Below are 13865 nucleotides of genomic sequence, written 5' to 3'. Positions count from 1 at the left end.
GGCGTCAAAAGAACCCTTTCACCATCAGACCAATACCGGACAGCAGCAGCAAGCCAAAGGCAAAGCGCCGCAGCGCCTGGCTGGACAACGGCGGCGGGAAACGCCGCGCCGCCATCGCCGCCAGCACCACCACCGGCGTACCCAGCACAGCCAGGCCAACAAAGCTTTCGCCCACGGGCTCCGTCCAGAGCACGGCAACCAGGCGCAGGGCTGACATCAGGCTGAAGAACCAGATCAGGGTCGCGCGAATGGAGGCAATGCGGTCGGGCTGGCGATACATCATAAAGGTGGGGGGCGGGCCGAATACCGCGAAGAGCCCCCCCATCAGGCCGGCCAGCACGCCGCACAAAGCGAAGGCCGGCACCGAAGATGGTTTTTCCAACTGCCGTACCCGGTACATCATCAGCAGGCTGCTACCGATCAGACAAACCCCCAGGGTTCCCTGGAGCAAGCCCAGCTGGTCCTCGCTGGTATGGCTGAGCAGCGCCAGACCGACAAAGGTGGCCGGCAGGCAAGCGGCCAGCATCCAGCCCAGCGCCCGCCAGTTTGCATCCCGCCAGAGCCCGCCCCTGAGCGCCGTCGCCGCATTGACCAGCGTGAGGGCGCCGACCAGCAATGCCGTCACATCAATGGGCGCAAGCCCCAGCGCCGTAACACAGGCCATCACGATCAGGCCGAAAGCAAAGCCGGTGGTGGCCTGGATATAGCTGGCCAGCGCCAGGCAGAGCAGCAACAGCAGTTCAGAACCACCAAAGACGATCATCCGGCGCCCTCAGCTTGTCGGAAGACGGGCGCGACCCTTAGCCGGCCTGCGGCGTTCAGTCGGCAATCCACAGTGACTTGATGTTGCAGAATTCGCGGATGCCGTAGCTGGCCAGTTCGCGTCCCAGACCCGAGGCCTTGGTACCTCCGAACGGCATGCGCACGTCGCTGGCCACTGGCGCATTGACGAAGCAGGCGCCGGCCTCCAGCCTGCGTGCTATGGCTTCGCCGCGCTCGCTGTCGGCCGTCCAGATACTGGCGCCCAGGCCAAAACGCGTGGCATTGGCCAGACGAATGGCATCTTCCACATCCGCCGCCCGCACAATAGAGGCGACCGGGCCAAACAGCTCTTCGTCAAATGCCATGTTGCCGGGCTTTACGTTGTCCAGTACCGAGGGCTGATAGAACCAGCCAGGCCCCTCCTGCACCGCACCACCGGTGAGCAGTTTGGCACCGCCGGCGATCGCGGCCTCCACCTGGCGCTGCAAGCCGCTGCGCAGGTCTTCGCGCGCCATGGGCGCCAGGCTCGTGCCTGCCTGCAGTGGATCACCGGTTTGAAGCTGCGCCACCCGGGCCTGCATGCGTTCGACAAACGCATCGGCAATGGCGGGCGTGAGGATAAAGCGCTTGGCGGCGATGCAGATCTGACCGGCATTGCCAAAGCGCAGCTTCATGGCGAATTCCACCGCCTGGTCGAGATCGGCGTCTTCCAGCACGATAAAGGGATCGGAGCCGCCCAGTTCCAGCACCACTTTTTTCAGGCTCTGTCCCGCCATGGCCGCGATCTTGCGACCGGTGGCTTCACTGCCGGTAAAGGCAACGCCGTGCACCCGGCCATCGGCGATGACCGCAGCAGTCTGCTCGACGGAAATCAGCAGGGTGCCGAACAAGCCTTCAGCCGCGCCGGCTTCACGCAGGATATCTTCCACCAGCAGCGCACAGCGGGACACGTTGGGGGCGTGCTTGAGCAGCGCGGTATTGCCGGCCATCAGGGTTGGCGCCAGGAAGCGGAACACCTGCCACAGCGGGAAGTTCCACGGCATGACCGCCAGGATGGTGCCCAGCGGCTCGAAGCTCACCAGGGAGCGGCGTGCGTGCGTCGGGATCATCTCGTCCTGCAGCATGGCTGCGGCATGTTCGGCGTAGTGCTCGCAGCACTGGGCGCACTTGTCGACCTCACCCAGGGCTTCGGGCAGCAGCTTGCCCATTTCCAGCGAGATGGTGCGCGCCAGGGACTCGCGCCGGGTTGTCAGAACCGCGGCAATCCGGCGCAGCAAAGCGGCACGCTCACTGTTGTCGCTGCCGCGCCATGCAAGGCTCGCCACGCGGGACTGCTCAAGGCGCGCCTCCAGCTGGGCGTCACTCAACAGGTCAAACACTTCGATCAGCTCGCCCGTGGCCGGATTGCGTGATTCAAACATCATTTCAAGGCTTCCTTGTGTATCAGGTTGGAGCGGGCGCTTCGCACAGCCTGTGCCCGCAAAAACAGCAGCGCCGCTATCCGACGCTGCTGTTCTAAACTATCGAAAAATCGGATGACCTCAGGTGCGCTGGTCACCGTGGTAGAGGCGCACAACATGACGGGCTTCGGCGAAAAACAGCCAGCGTTCCACCAGCAGCCCCGCCAGGGCCAGCAGCGCCGCCAGCAATGTGGCCAGCGCACCGCCCTGTGCCAGCAGGATGAAGGGCACGACAAAGGCCAGCGCCACCATGGCAAAACGCAGCCGCAGCAGCCTGTTGGCCGCCACCGTGTAACCGAACTCGTTGGTCAGGAAGGTACCGGCACTGTGACCGGCATCCAGCAGCCGCACGCTGGCCTGGGTAAAGCCGGTGGCCGTCTTGATGGTGGCGCCTGCAGGCTTGCCGATCCAGAACAGGTAGATCAGTTTGGCCACTGCACCAAGCGCAATCAGGCCAAGGCCGGTGCTGCGCAGCACCGGAGACAGGCCTTCCTGCAACAGCGCCTGCAGTGTGGCCAGACAGAGTGCGCCGGACATCAGCCCCAGGGAGAGGTAGTTCAGCGGCGTCAGCGCGGTGCACCACTGACGAATGGTTTTAAGGCTGGCGTAAATCATGCTGGTACAGAACAGGGTGATCATGGCCAGCAGTGCTGCCAGTACGCCACAGGTACTGAAAAAGCCATTCAAATCAGCGCCCTGCGAATAGACCCCGAACAGGTACAGCAGCGTCACCGGGTAGACAAGCACGGCGAACACCGCCTCGCGGGACAGCCAGGAGGTGCGAAAACGCGCGAAGGCGCGCCAGGCGTTTTTCGGGTTGGCCAGGTGCAGGGTAGAGGCCAGCAGGCCGATGGTGATCATCAGCAGCGCCAGCACGCCGCCGGACAGCAGCAAAGTGCTGTCCTGCAGGGCACTCAGCCCCGCCAGGTGCGCCAGTACCATCAGCGCCAACAGGCCGTAGCCGGCCCCGGAAGTAACAGTAAAAATCAGTACAGAAAATGCCGGATGCATGGCAGCGACTCCAGTGCGGGCCCGTTGCCGGGCCATTAACGATGAAGGGGGCTTAGCGGCTAATAACCTTGTTGACCCACTGTTTCACGCTCGTCCCCAGGGACGGCTTGACCGGATAGGTCTGCGCCACCTTCTTGTTCCGCGGCGGCAGGTAGGTGTTCACCGGGTTGTAGCCCAGTTCCGGCATCAGCTGCTGACCGCTGCGCTCGCGGGTCAGACGGCTGACTTCGGAATTGGGGTCATCGAAGTCACCGAACACGCGTGAACTGGTCGGACAGGTCAGCACGCAGGCAGGCTTGCGCTCGGCTTCCGGCAGTTTTTCATCGTAGATGCGGTCCACACAGAGGGTGCACTTCTTCATGGTGCCTTCCTGCGGGTCCAGCTCGCGGGCACCGTAGGGGCAGGCCCAGGAGCAGAGGTTGCAGCCCATGCACTTGTCCTGGTCCACCAGCACGATGCCATCTTCCTTGCGCTTGTAGGAGGCGCCGGTCGGGCACACGGTCACGCAGGCAGCCTCTTCGCAGTGCATGCACGACATCGGCATATGAACGGTCTTGCTGTTGGGGGTATCCCCCACTTCGTAGGTGCGTATGCGGTTGAGCCAGCTGCCGGATGGATCGCGACCGTAGGGGTCCTTGTCCGACAGCGGGCCTATGGTGCCCGAGGTGTTCCACTGCTTGCAGGCCGTGGCGCAGCCATGGCAGCCCACGCAGGTATCGAGATCGACAACGAGTCCGAGTTTCATATTATTGTTCTCCCGTTATTTCTCGCCACGTGTTGCCAGCACGATCGCCGAACATCGCGCACTTGAGGCTGACGTTAGTCCGGTTACCGCACCATTCATGTTTACCGTGTTCCACAGGTTGCACGCTGTTGCACTGTCGCCATAGGCATGACAGCCCACGCAGGTATCGAGATCGACAACGAGTCCGAGTTTCATATTATTGTTCTCCCGTTATTTCTCGCCAGGCGTCAGCGCTATGCCGAGCATCGGACGCTTGAGACTTAGGATTCAGCAGATCGGGGGATACGCCCAACCCGGCTATACAGAGGCTGCATTCCATGTTGTCCTCTCCTACTTCTCGCCGCGCGTCAGGATGTCTAACATCGGACGCTTGAGGTTAACGTTCTTGTGACTGCTGTAGCTGAGCATCCGGGGCGATTCCTTGGCCCCTGGCAGCGGCTTCAGCGCGGCAAAGGATGGCCAGGCTCCGGTTTCGCCCTCGGCGGCCGGGGTAATCTTGACGCGCAGGTCATACCAGGCGGCCTGGCCGGTGACAGGGTCCGAGTTGGTGACGCGGTCTTCCTTGTCGCCCTTTTGCGGCAGCAGTTCGGATATCAGGTGGTTCATCAAAAAGGCATCGGTCGCCTCGTTGGAGTCTTTCGACAGGCCCCAGGCGCCGCCTTTCTTGGCGATGGCGTTCCAGGTCCAGACCGTCTGTTCGTTGCAGCCTTCCATCAGCTTGACCTGCACACGAATCTTGCCGTTGTGGGATTCCACCCACACCCAGGACAGATCCTTGATGCCGGCCTTCTCGCCGGCCACACGGTTCATGAACAGGTAGTTCTGCGACATGATCTGGCGCAACCAGGCGTTCTGGCTGTCCCAGCTGTGATACATGAACATGGGGCGCTGGTTCACCGCATGGAACGGGTATTCGTCACGGTCGATACGCTGCTCTTCCAGCGGCATGTAAAAGAACGGCAGCGGGTCGAAATACTTGACCAGGCGCTCCTTGTGGTGCGCCTCGGTGGGCATGGGGCCGTCGTACAGACCCTGGCCGGCCAGGCGAAAGGTCTGCAGCTTTTCGGAATACAGCTCGATCAGGATCTGACCGGTGGAGCCCACCCAGCCGGCCTCTTTTGCCAGTTCCAGGTAGTCCCGGTTGGCGTGGCGCATGTAGCGCTGATTCAGGTCCAGCTCGAACTCGAAGAAGCCCTCGTTTTCCTCATAGGCTTCCCACTGGCGCGGATTCGGCTCGCCGCGCAGCGACTTGCTGCCATCTTCACCGCGATACCCCGCCAGGAAGCCGATACCGGGTTCCTTCTGGAAATTGACGATAAAGTCCTTGTAGCCTTCGTAGCGACGTTCGCCCTCGGGAGTGGTGAAGGCGGGGAACTTCAGCCGTCCGGCCATCTCGATCATCACTTCCTGCCAGGACAATACATCGCGATCTGGCTGGATCACCGGTATACGCACCGAGTCACAGGCGGCATGGGGTTCGGAGATCGGGCGATCCAGCATCGAGATGGTGTCGTAGCGCTCTAGGTAGGTGGTGTCCGGCAGTATCAGGTCGGAATAGCTCACCATTTCAGAATGGAAGGCATCGGAGCAGACGATAAAGGGAATCTTGTATTCGCCGTCATCCTCCCTGGCGCAGAGCATGTCCAGCGTCTGGGCGGTGTTCATGCTGGAGTTCCAGGCCATATTGGCCATGAACAGCATCAGGGTATCGATCTTGTAGGGGTCACCTTTCACCGCATTGCTGATCACCATGTGCATCAGGCCGTGACAGGAAATGGGCGCATCCCAGCTATAAGCCTTGTCGATGCGCAGCGGATTGCCATCGGCATCGATCACCAGGTCTTCCGGGCAGGTGGGGAAACCCAGCGGCGGAGATTTGAGCGGCGTGTTGGGCGCGCACTCTTTCGCAGGCTTGATGCCCGGCGGCACATGCTTTGGAAACGGCGGCTTGGCCAGATGGCCACCCGGGCAGTCGATGGTGCCCAGCAGTACCTGCAGCAGATGGATGGCACGGCAGGTCTGAAAGCCATTGGAATGGGCGGAGATACCGCGCATGGCATGCATCGACACCGGGCGGCCAATAAACTTGTCCTGCTTGCGCCCGGCCCAGTCGGTCCATTCCACATCCAGGGTAATGGTTTCCTTGAAGGCGACATGGGCCATTTCCAGTGCCAGCCGCTCAATGGTCTCAGCATCGACGCCACACTCTTTGGCGGCATTCTCGGGGGCGTATTCGTCGTCCAGGTACTTGTGCAGCAGAATGCTCATGGCGGTGCGCAGCGGTGTGCCATCCGCTGCCTTGAACTCGCCAAACAATGCCGGTGCCACATCGGTGCGGCTGGCATCGGCAAAGCTTTCGGTATTCTGGTCCCAGACCTGGATTTCGCCGTCCACGCGGTAGAACAGGCCATCGCCCTTCACGCCCGGCGTATTCACCACCAGCTGCGGCGAGTTGGTGTAGCGGATCAGGAATTCCTCGTCCACCAGCTGATGCTTGAGCAGCACATGCACCATCGACAGGGCCAGCAGGCCGTCGGTGCCCGGACGGATCGAGATCCACTCGTCGGCGATAGCCTGGTAGCCGGTACGCACCGGGTTGATGGAAACAAACTTGGCGCCGCGCTCCTTGAGCTTTTTCAGGCCAATCTTGATGGGGTTGGAGCTGTGGTCTTCCGCCACACCCCACATCATGAAGTACTTGGTGTTGTCCCAGTCCGGATCGCCGAATTCCCAGAACGCATGCCCCATGGTGTAGAGGCCGCCGGCGGCCATGTTGACGGAACAGAAACCGCCGTGCGCCGCCCAGTTGAGGGTACCGAACTGGCTCGCCCACATGCCGGTCAGCGCCTGCATCTGGTCGCGGCCGGTGAAGTAGGCCAGCTGTTTTGGATCGGTGGCGCGGATATGGGCAAGGCGTTTTTCGAGGATATCCAGCGCCTGGGCCCAGGAAATGACTTCAAACTCGCCGGCGCCGCGGTCGGTGCCGGGCTTGCGCAGCATCGGCGCGCTGAGCTTGGCGGGGGAGTTTTGCTTCATGATGCCAGAGTTGCCCTTGGCACAGAGCACACCCTTGTTGATCGGGTGATTGGGGTTACCCTGGATGAAGCGAACCTGGTTGTCTTCCACCGTGACCTTGATGCCACAGCGACAGGCACACATGTAGCAGGTGGTGTACTTGGTCTGCTGCTTGTCGTGCGCTTCGAACTCCGGCAGTTCAACGGCATCAATCAGCAGTTGCGCATCAAGGCTGCAGGGCACATCAGTTTTTACTGAATTCATTATTATTTTCCAACCCGGTACCGGTGCCGCAACCTGGAATCTTCGCGCTTGAAAATACAGGCGACCACACCCTGATTATCCTTCACAGCCCGGGCAAAGCCCGGCGCTGCAACTCGCAGGCATAAGGACCAAAGTGCCGACATATAACGTATAGGAATATGCTGGAACTAACTGGTTATATTCATACAGTGTAGAAGATTGCCAAGCCAGACGACAAACGCCAACCAGCAAGGATTGATTGGGCCAGCCAAAGAGGGACAGGCTGTAGCCTCGAAAAACAGCGGCACTGTACCCGCGCCACGCCGGGCTCCATGGCATGACAAGCGCCGTTTATCTGGTTCTATGGGCTAACCTTGGAAATCACTAAGCTTGGGCGTAACGCTGGCTGCTCTGCAACCTGACCCCAGCCACCGTACCGATACAGGGGCTTTCATGGCACGCGCATTCAAAACCAGACCCTCCGCGACACTCTGGACACGGCTGTTCCCGTTTTTGCTCTGGGGCCGCCTGCTGAACCGGGAAACCCTGCGCTGTGATTTTTTTGCCGGCCTGACCAATGCGGTGATCGTACTGCCCCAGGGCGTCGCCTATGCGCTGATCGCCGGCATGCCGCCGCAATACGGCCTCTATGCCGCCATCGTGCCGGCCATTATTGCCGCCCTGTTCGGCTCGTCCTTTCACCTGATTTCAGGCCCCACGGCGGCGCTGTCCATCGTCGTATTCACCACCATCAGCCCGCTGGCAGAACCCGGCTCCGCCGCATTTATTCAGCTGGCCCTGACGCTCACGCTGCTGGCCGGTCTGTTTCAGCTGGGCCTCGCCCTGGCGCGCATGGGCGTGCTGGTGAATTTCGTTTCCCACTCGGTGGTCGTGGGCTTTACCGCCGGTGCCGCGGTGGTCATCGCCTCCAGCCAGATGAAAAACCTGCTGGGAGTCAGCGTAAAGAGCGACGGTACTTTTATTTCCACCTGGGCCGGTGTGCTTGAGCACCTGCCGGATACCAACGTTTACTCCCTGGCCGTGGCGCTCTGTACCCTGTTCAGCTGCCTGGTCATCAAGAAGCTGCTGCCCAAATGGCCCAACATGCTGCTGGCCATGATCATCGGCAGCCTGCTGGCCGCGCTGCTCGGCGCCGAGGCACACAACATTGCCCTGGTGGGGTCCATCCCCGCGTCACTGCCCCCCCTGAGCGTGCCGGATTTTTCGCCGGCGCTGCTGCACCAGCTGGGCTCGGGCGCGCTGGCCATTGGCCTGCTGGGCCTGGTCGAGGCGGTATCCATCGCCCGTTCGGTGGCCAGCCGCTCGCACCAGACGATCAGCGGCAACCAGGAGTTCATGGGCCAGGCGCTGTCGAACATCGTCGGCTCGTTTTTCTCCTGCTACGCCTCGTCCGGCTCCTTCACCCGCACCGGCGTCAACTATGCCTCCGGTGCACGCTCGCCGCTGGCGGCCGTGTTCGCCGCCATTTCCCTGGCGATCATCGTGCTGCTGCTGTCGGATCTTACCGCCTACGTGCCCATCCCGAGCATGGCCGGCATCCTGCTGGTGGTATCCTGGAACCTGATCGACTTTCACCATATCGGCGGTATTCTCAAGGCCGGCCGCTCCGAAGCCTCAGTACTGATCATTACCTTCCTCGCCACCCTGGTGATGGCCATGGAGTTCGCCATCTATATCGGTGTGATGCTGTCGCTGGTGTTCTACCTCAAGACCACCTCCAAGCCGAAGATTGTGCAGGTACTGCCGGACCCGACATCCCCCACACCTTTTTTTGTCAGTAACGAAGGCCGCAACCTGCCCGAATGCCCCCAGTTGCGCATTATCCGCATTGAAGGCTCGCTGTTTTTCGGCGCCGTGAATTATGTGAAGGAGTACCTGCAGGACATCCCTGAGGATAACCTGCTGGTCGTGGGCAACGGCATGAACTTTATCGACATTGCAGGGGCCGAGCTGCTGGTGCATGAAGCGAGGCGCCGCCGCGCCGCCGGTGGCACACTCTACCTGAGCAATTTGAAAGACCGGGTATTACAGTACCTGGACAAGAACGGTCATATCGAGGAGATTGGCGCCGAGAACATCTTTATCAGCAAGGGCACCGCCATCGCCCGCATTTACGAACGCCTGGATCGCCCCACCTGCGACAGCTGCAGCACCCGTATCTTTAGCGAGTGCCGCCGCGACTACCCGGACCCTTCCTGAGCCCGGCGCAGCGCCCTTGGCTGCATCAACAGCCCGGATCTGGTTCCTCCCCGCAGGCGCGGCCTCCATTACACTGATTTTATCCAGCATCCGCCTGCTCGCATCGCAGCCCCCGGATGTGCTGTGTTGAATTGGCAGTGTTTAACCTGAGGCAGAACTGATGACCGAGACGATGCTCATTGAACAACCCGACACCATGGTTTCTGTGCGGGAGCGCTTTGGTATCAACTCGGACCTGCGCGTACCCGCCTTTACCGAACGTGACGACCATGTGCCGGAAATCGATCCGGCCTACAAATTCAATGAAGACGTGACCCTCGCCATCCTGGCAGGCTTCACCCAGGATCGCCGCGTCATGATCCAGGGGCTGCACGGCACCGGCAAGTCCACCCATATCGAGCAGGTGGCTGCACGGCTGAACTGGCCCTGCGTACGGGTCAACCTGGACGGCCATATCAGTCGGCTGGACCTGGTAGGCAAGGACACCATCAGCCTGCGCGATGGCAAGCAGGTGACCGAGTTCCAGGAAGGTATCGTGCCCTGGGCGCTGCGCCGCCCCGTGGCACTGATTTTTGACGAATTCGACGCCGGCCGCCCGGATGTGATGTTCGTGATCCAGCGCATCCTGGAGCGTGACGGCAAGTTCACCCTGCTGGATCAGAACGAAGTCATCCATCCGCACCCCTACTTTCGCCTGTTCGCCACCGCCAACACCGTGGGCCTTGGCAACCTCAACGGTCTCTACCACGGCACCCAGGTGCTCAACCAGGCCCAGATCGACCGCTGGAACATTGTCGCCACCCTCAACTACCTGCCCCGCGAAGACGAAATTGCCATCGTGCAGGCGCGGGTGCCCTCCTTCGCCACCGAAGCCGGACACAAGCAGGTGGCCGCCATGGTGGCCGTGGCCGAACTCACCCGCAAAGGCTTTGCCAGCGGCGATGTTTCGACCCTGATGTCGCCCCGTACGGTGATCTCCTGGGCCGAGAACAATGAAATATTCCACGATATTTCCCGCTCGTTCCGGCTGTCATTCCTGAACAAGTGCGATGAAGCCGAGCGGCCGATTGTCGCCGAGTACTTCCAGCGCTGCTTCAATCAGGAACTGGCGGAATCCTATCTGCTGCACGCATCCAGCTGAGGTAGCCATGACTCAAAGCGGCTTCAACAAACCGCTCACCGCCTGGCATCCGGAGCAGCCACCGCAACTGGCGTCCCAACCTGCGGAAAAGAGCAGCGACGCCCCCAGGCTTGAGCGCAAGCAGCAGCAGGTTGAAGAACTCAGCGGCGCCGCCATGCGTGCAGAGGCCGGCATCCGCAACCTGCGCTTTCGTGGCCGCCGGCTCGAAATCGACGGCAAGGCCTATCCGGTGCGCGTACCCCATCTGCTCACGGACCTTGAGCGGGACGACTTCCCGTCTTTTCGCGGCGCCGCCGATGGCATTGCGCTACGGCTGCAGCACAATGATCGTCGCCTGCACGAGCGCCTAAAGCCCGCCGCGCCCATTGCTCGGCTGGTGTTCGAAATGCTGGAGCAACTGCGGGTCGAGTCGCTGGTGGAGGATCACCACCCGGGGGTGCGCGCCAACCTGAAACACCGTTTCAGTGCCTGGAGCGCCCAGTTCCATGCCACGGGGCAGACCGAAAACCATATCGGCCTGATGCTCTATACGCTCACCCAGATGACCTGGGCACTGCTCAGCGGCAACCCGGTGAGCGAAGAGTCCGAAATGCTGATCGAGGCGCCCCGCGTCTCCCTGGGGCGGCAAATCGGCGCGCACTTTGGCCTGCTGCGCCGCACCCGCCACGACCAGCAGGCCTTTGCCGAACATGCCCTGGCGATCGCCGCGGTGATACAGGACATGATCGATACGCTGAACCAGGAAATGGCCCTGAACGAAGAGCGCGACGCCTCTGAAATCAGCGAGAACAGCCACCAGAATTTCAGCCTTTTGCTGGAACTCGAAGGCGAAGACGGCGAACTGGGCGGGCAGTCTGTCGCTGCCAGTGGCCGAGAACTGGCCGAGGCTGCCCCGGCCTACCGCATCTTCAGCACCCAGTATGATCGTGTGCTCCAGGCCGGCAAGCTGGTGCGCGCCGAACTGCTGAAGGACCTGCGCGAGACCCTCGATACCCGCATTCGCGCCCAGGGGCTTAACGTGCCGCGCCTGGCACGCAAGCTGGCACGCATTCTGTCGGCGCCGGAGCGCGACGGCTGGGAATTCGGACTGGAGGAAGGCCGGCTCGACGCCCGCCGTCTTTCCCGCCTGGTCACGACACCAGGCTACCGACAACTGTTCCGCCAGGAACGCCATCAGCCTCACAGCAACTGCCTGGTAACCTTCCTGATCGACAACTCGGGTTCCATGAAGGCTCATATCGAATCCATCGCCATGCTGGTTGATGTCTTCTCCCGGGCGCTGGAGCAGGCCGGTGCCAGCACCGAAGTGCTGGGATTCACCACCGGCCACTGGAATGGTGGCCGGCCCATGAAGCAATGGCTCGGTCGAGGCAAGCCTGCCAATCCGGGCCGGCTCAACGAGTTGAACCACATCGTTTACAAGGATGCGGATACCCCCTGGCGGCGTGCACGCACGTCCATGGCCGCCCTGCTGAAACCCGACTTGTTCCGCGAAGGCGTGGATGGCGAGGCACTGCTGTGGACCCTCAGCCGCCTGCAGGCAAGACGGGAGGAGCGGCGTATTGTCATCGTCATTTCCGATGGCTGCCCGATGGACAGCGCCACCCTGCACTCCAACAGCGACGATGTCCTGGATACCCACCTGCGCCAGGTGGTGGGGCAGATTGAAGCTCGCGGCGATATGGAACTCTATGCCCTGGGCGTGGGGCTGGATCTGAGCACCTACTACCGTCATCAGCTGCAACTGGACCTGGAGCATCGCCTGGACAACGCCGTGTTCGATGAGGTGCTGCAGCTGATCGCCCGGGGCAGGCGCCGCTGAGCGGCCTGCACCAGCCCGTACAGGGCGCAGATCGCCTGCTGCCGACACTTCAACAGCGTTCACAAAAGGGCTGGCGCCAGCCCTTTTATCCTCTCATATTCCTGCTTGCCATATTCGCCTGAATACAACCTCTAGAGGGCTGTTCCCGCCGCAGTATCTCCGTTTCAACCTTGACCCATTCAGCCTCCTTTCCCTTGGCCCCAGCCATGGATCTGAAGTGGCCCTAAACAATCCCATTGGCAACGTTGAATATAAAACGACCGCCTGCCGTCACGGTCAGGCGTTCAGGGCATGGATAAATGCCTTGACGAGCACTGAAGGCGCCTCGCGCCCAGAGTGCCGACTAGAATAATAACAATCCAGAACTTGTTGATGGATCCAAATCGGAGCTATACATGAATATCAAGAACAAGGCGACGAAAGTTCTATCCCTGTCACTCTGCCTCGCGGTCTCGGTGGTGGTGAGTGGAATGGCCCAAGCCAAAACCTTCAAGGTGGCGGTAGGCGATGCCGCAGGTGGCACTCAGCATGAGCTCGGCAAGAAGTTCAATGAAGTACTGATGGAAAAAACCGGCGGCAAGCACGACGCCAAACTGTTCATGAACGGCCAGCTCGGCAGCGAACAGGACACCGTGAACGACGCCTCGATCGGCACCCTCGACTTCTCCATCCTCGCCATCAACAACGTTACCCCCTTCTCTCCCACCGTTGGTGCCCTGACCCTACCCTACATGATCCAGAGCCTGGATGATGCCGTTACCCTGACCCAGGGCCCTGTCGGTGAGCAGCTGGTTGAAAACACCCTGCGCGATGCCGGCGTGCGCATTATCGGCTGGGCCTATTCCGGCTTTCGCGTGCTGACCAACTCCAAGCACCCGGTCACAACCCCCGCGGACCTGAAAGACGTTGTGGTGCGTGTGCCCAAGAACGAAATCATGCTCGATACCTATAAAGCCTGGGGTATCAATGCCACACCCATGGCCTGGTCCGAGACCTTCACCGCGCTGCAGCAGGGCGTTGTGGATGGGCAGGACAATCCCTACATCACCGTGCACGCGATGAAATTTGATGAGGTACAGAAGTACGTCACCAACCTGCGCTACCTGTTCTCCATCGAGCCGCTGATCGTTAGTGAATCCGTGTTCCAGGACCAGTCCGCCGAAGACCAAGCAGCCATCCTGGAAGCCGGCAAGGCTGCAACCGCGCACAGCGCACAGTTCCTGCTTGATCAGGAAAGCAAGATCAAGGCGGAACTGACCGAGAAAGGCATGGTAATCGCCGATCCGGCTGACGGCGAGAAAGAATGGATTGACCTTGCCACAAGCAAGGTCTGGCCAAAGTATGTCGACAGCATCGGCGGCAAGGACGTTCTTAACAACGTACTGAAATCACTGGGCCGCGACGAAATCTGACCCATTCAGGCAGCCCCCCGACGGGGGCCGCACG

The 13865-nt window shown here is 61.1% G+C and carries 9 protein-coding genes; 4 read left to right on the top strand and 5 right to left on the bottom strand.

Translation table 11 applies throughout. From position 1 onward, the window contains the following. Positions 1 to 4: 4 nt before the first annotated feature. From KDW95_RS18120 to KDW95_RS18100, 5 genes are all read right to left on the bottom strand, one after another. Positions 5 to 763 carry a sulfite exporter TauE/SafE family protein gene (locus KDW95_RS18120; RefSeq protein WP_255853184.1) on the bottom strand — a complete coding sequence of 253 codons (759 nt, stop codon included), beginning with the start codon at positions 761 to 763 and terminating at the stop codon, positions 5 to 7. A gap of 55 nt (positions 764 to 818) precedes the next feature. Continuing rightward, positions 819 to 2186 carry an NAD-dependent succinate-semialdehyde dehydrogenase gene (locus tag KDW95_RS18115; RefSeq protein WP_255853183.1) on the bottom strand — a complete coding sequence of 456 codons (1368 nt, stop codon included), beginning with the start codon at positions 2184 to 2186 and terminating at the stop codon, positions 819 to 821. A 117-nt stretch (positions 2187 to 2303) separates the two neighbouring features. Beyond that, positions 2304 to 3233, bottom strand: a complete 930-nt coding sequence (locus KDW95_RS18110; protein ID WP_255853182.1) for a dimethyl sulfoxide reductase anchor subunit family protein — start codon at positions 3231 to 3233, stop codon at positions 2304 to 2306. 52 nt (positions 3234 to 3285) lie between these two features. Next, positions 3286 to 3978 carry a 4Fe-4S dicluster domain-containing protein gene (locus tag KDW95_RS18105; RefSeq protein WP_304941560.1) on the bottom strand — a complete coding sequence of 231 codons (693 nt, stop codon included), beginning with the start codon at positions 3976 to 3978 and terminating at the stop codon, positions 3286 to 3288. Positions 3979 to 4308: 330 nt separating this feature from the next. Then, complete coding sequence (locus KDW95_RS18100; protein WP_255853181.1) at positions 4309 to 7257, bottom strand: molybdopterin oxidoreductase family protein; 2949 nt, start codon at positions 7255 to 7257, stop codon at positions 4309 to 4311. A gap of 432 nt (positions 7258 to 7689) precedes the next feature. Here KDW95_RS18100 and KDW95_RS18095 point away from each other — a divergent pair, with 432 nt between their 5' ends. The 4 genes from KDW95_RS18095 to KDW95_RS18080 all read left to right on the top strand — a co-directional run bounded on the left by KDW95_RS18095 (position 7690) and on the right by KDW95_RS18080 (position 13831). Further along, entirely contained in the window at positions 7690 to 9456 is a 1767-nt protein-coding gene (locus KDW95_RS18095) for a SulP family inorganic anion transporter (RefSeq protein ID WP_255853180.1), read from the top strand. Positions 9457 to 9616: 160 nt separating this feature from the next. Then, positions 9617 to 10597 carry an AAA family ATPase gene (locus tag KDW95_RS18090; RefSeq protein WP_255853179.1) on the top strand — a complete coding sequence of 327 codons (981 nt, stop codon included), beginning with the start codon at positions 9617 to 9619 and terminating at the stop codon, positions 10595 to 10597. Between the two features lie 7 nt (positions 10598 to 10604). Further along, entirely contained in the window at positions 10605 to 12419 is a 1815-nt protein-coding gene (locus tag KDW95_RS18085) for a cobaltochelatase CobT-related protein (protein ID WP_255853178.1), read from the top strand. 395 nt (positions 12420 to 12814) lie between these two features. After that, entirely contained in the window at positions 12815 to 13831 is a 1017-nt protein-coding gene (locus KDW95_RS18080) for a TRAP transporter substrate-binding protein (RefSeq protein ID WP_255853177.1), read from the top strand. The last annotated feature ends 34 nt before the right edge of the window (positions 13832 to 13865 follow it).

The sequence above is a fragment of the Marinobacterium rhizophilum genome, assembly GCF_024397915.1.
Classification (GTDB): domain Bacteria; phylum Pseudomonadota; class Gammaproteobacteria; order Pseudomonadales; family Balneatricaceae; genus Marinobacterium_A; species Marinobacterium_A rhizophilum_A.
This window is presented reverse-complemented; position numbering and strand designations above follow the sequence as displayed.

Coding starts and splice junctions, on each gene's coding strand:
- KDW95_RS18120 (WP_255853184.1), bottom strand. CDS start 763: ATGATCGTCTTTGGTGGTTCTGAACTGCTGTTGCTGCTCTGCCTGGCG.
- KDW95_RS18115 (WP_255853183.1), bottom strand. CDS start 2,186: ATGATGTTTGAATCACGCAATCCGGCCACGGGCGAGCTGATCGAAGTG.
- KDW95_RS18110 (WP_255853182.1), bottom strand. CDS start 3,233: ATGCATCCGGCATTTTCTGTACTGATTTTTACTGTTACTTCCGGGGCC.
- KDW95_RS18105 (WP_304941560.1), bottom strand. CDS start 3,978: ATGAAACTCGGACTCGTTGTCGATCTCGATACCTGCGTGGGCTGCCAT.
- KDW95_RS18100 (WP_255853181.1), bottom strand. CDS start 7,257: ATGAATTCAGTAAAAACTGATGTGCCCTGCAGCCTTGATGCGCAACTG.
- KDW95_RS18095 (WP_255853180.1), top strand. CDS start 7,690: ATGGCACGCGCATTCAAAACCAGACCCTCCGCGACACTCTGGACACGG.
- KDW95_RS18090 (WP_255853179.1), top strand. CDS start 9,617: ATGACCGAGACGATGCTCATTGAACAACCCGACACCATGGTTTCTGTG.
- KDW95_RS18085 (WP_255853178.1), top strand. CDS start 10,605: ATGACTCAAAGCGGCTTCAACAAACCGCTCACCGCCTGGCATCCGGAG.
- KDW95_RS18080 (WP_255853177.1), top strand. CDS start 12,815: ATGAATATCAAGAACAAGGCGACGAAAGTTCTATCCCTGTCACTCTGC.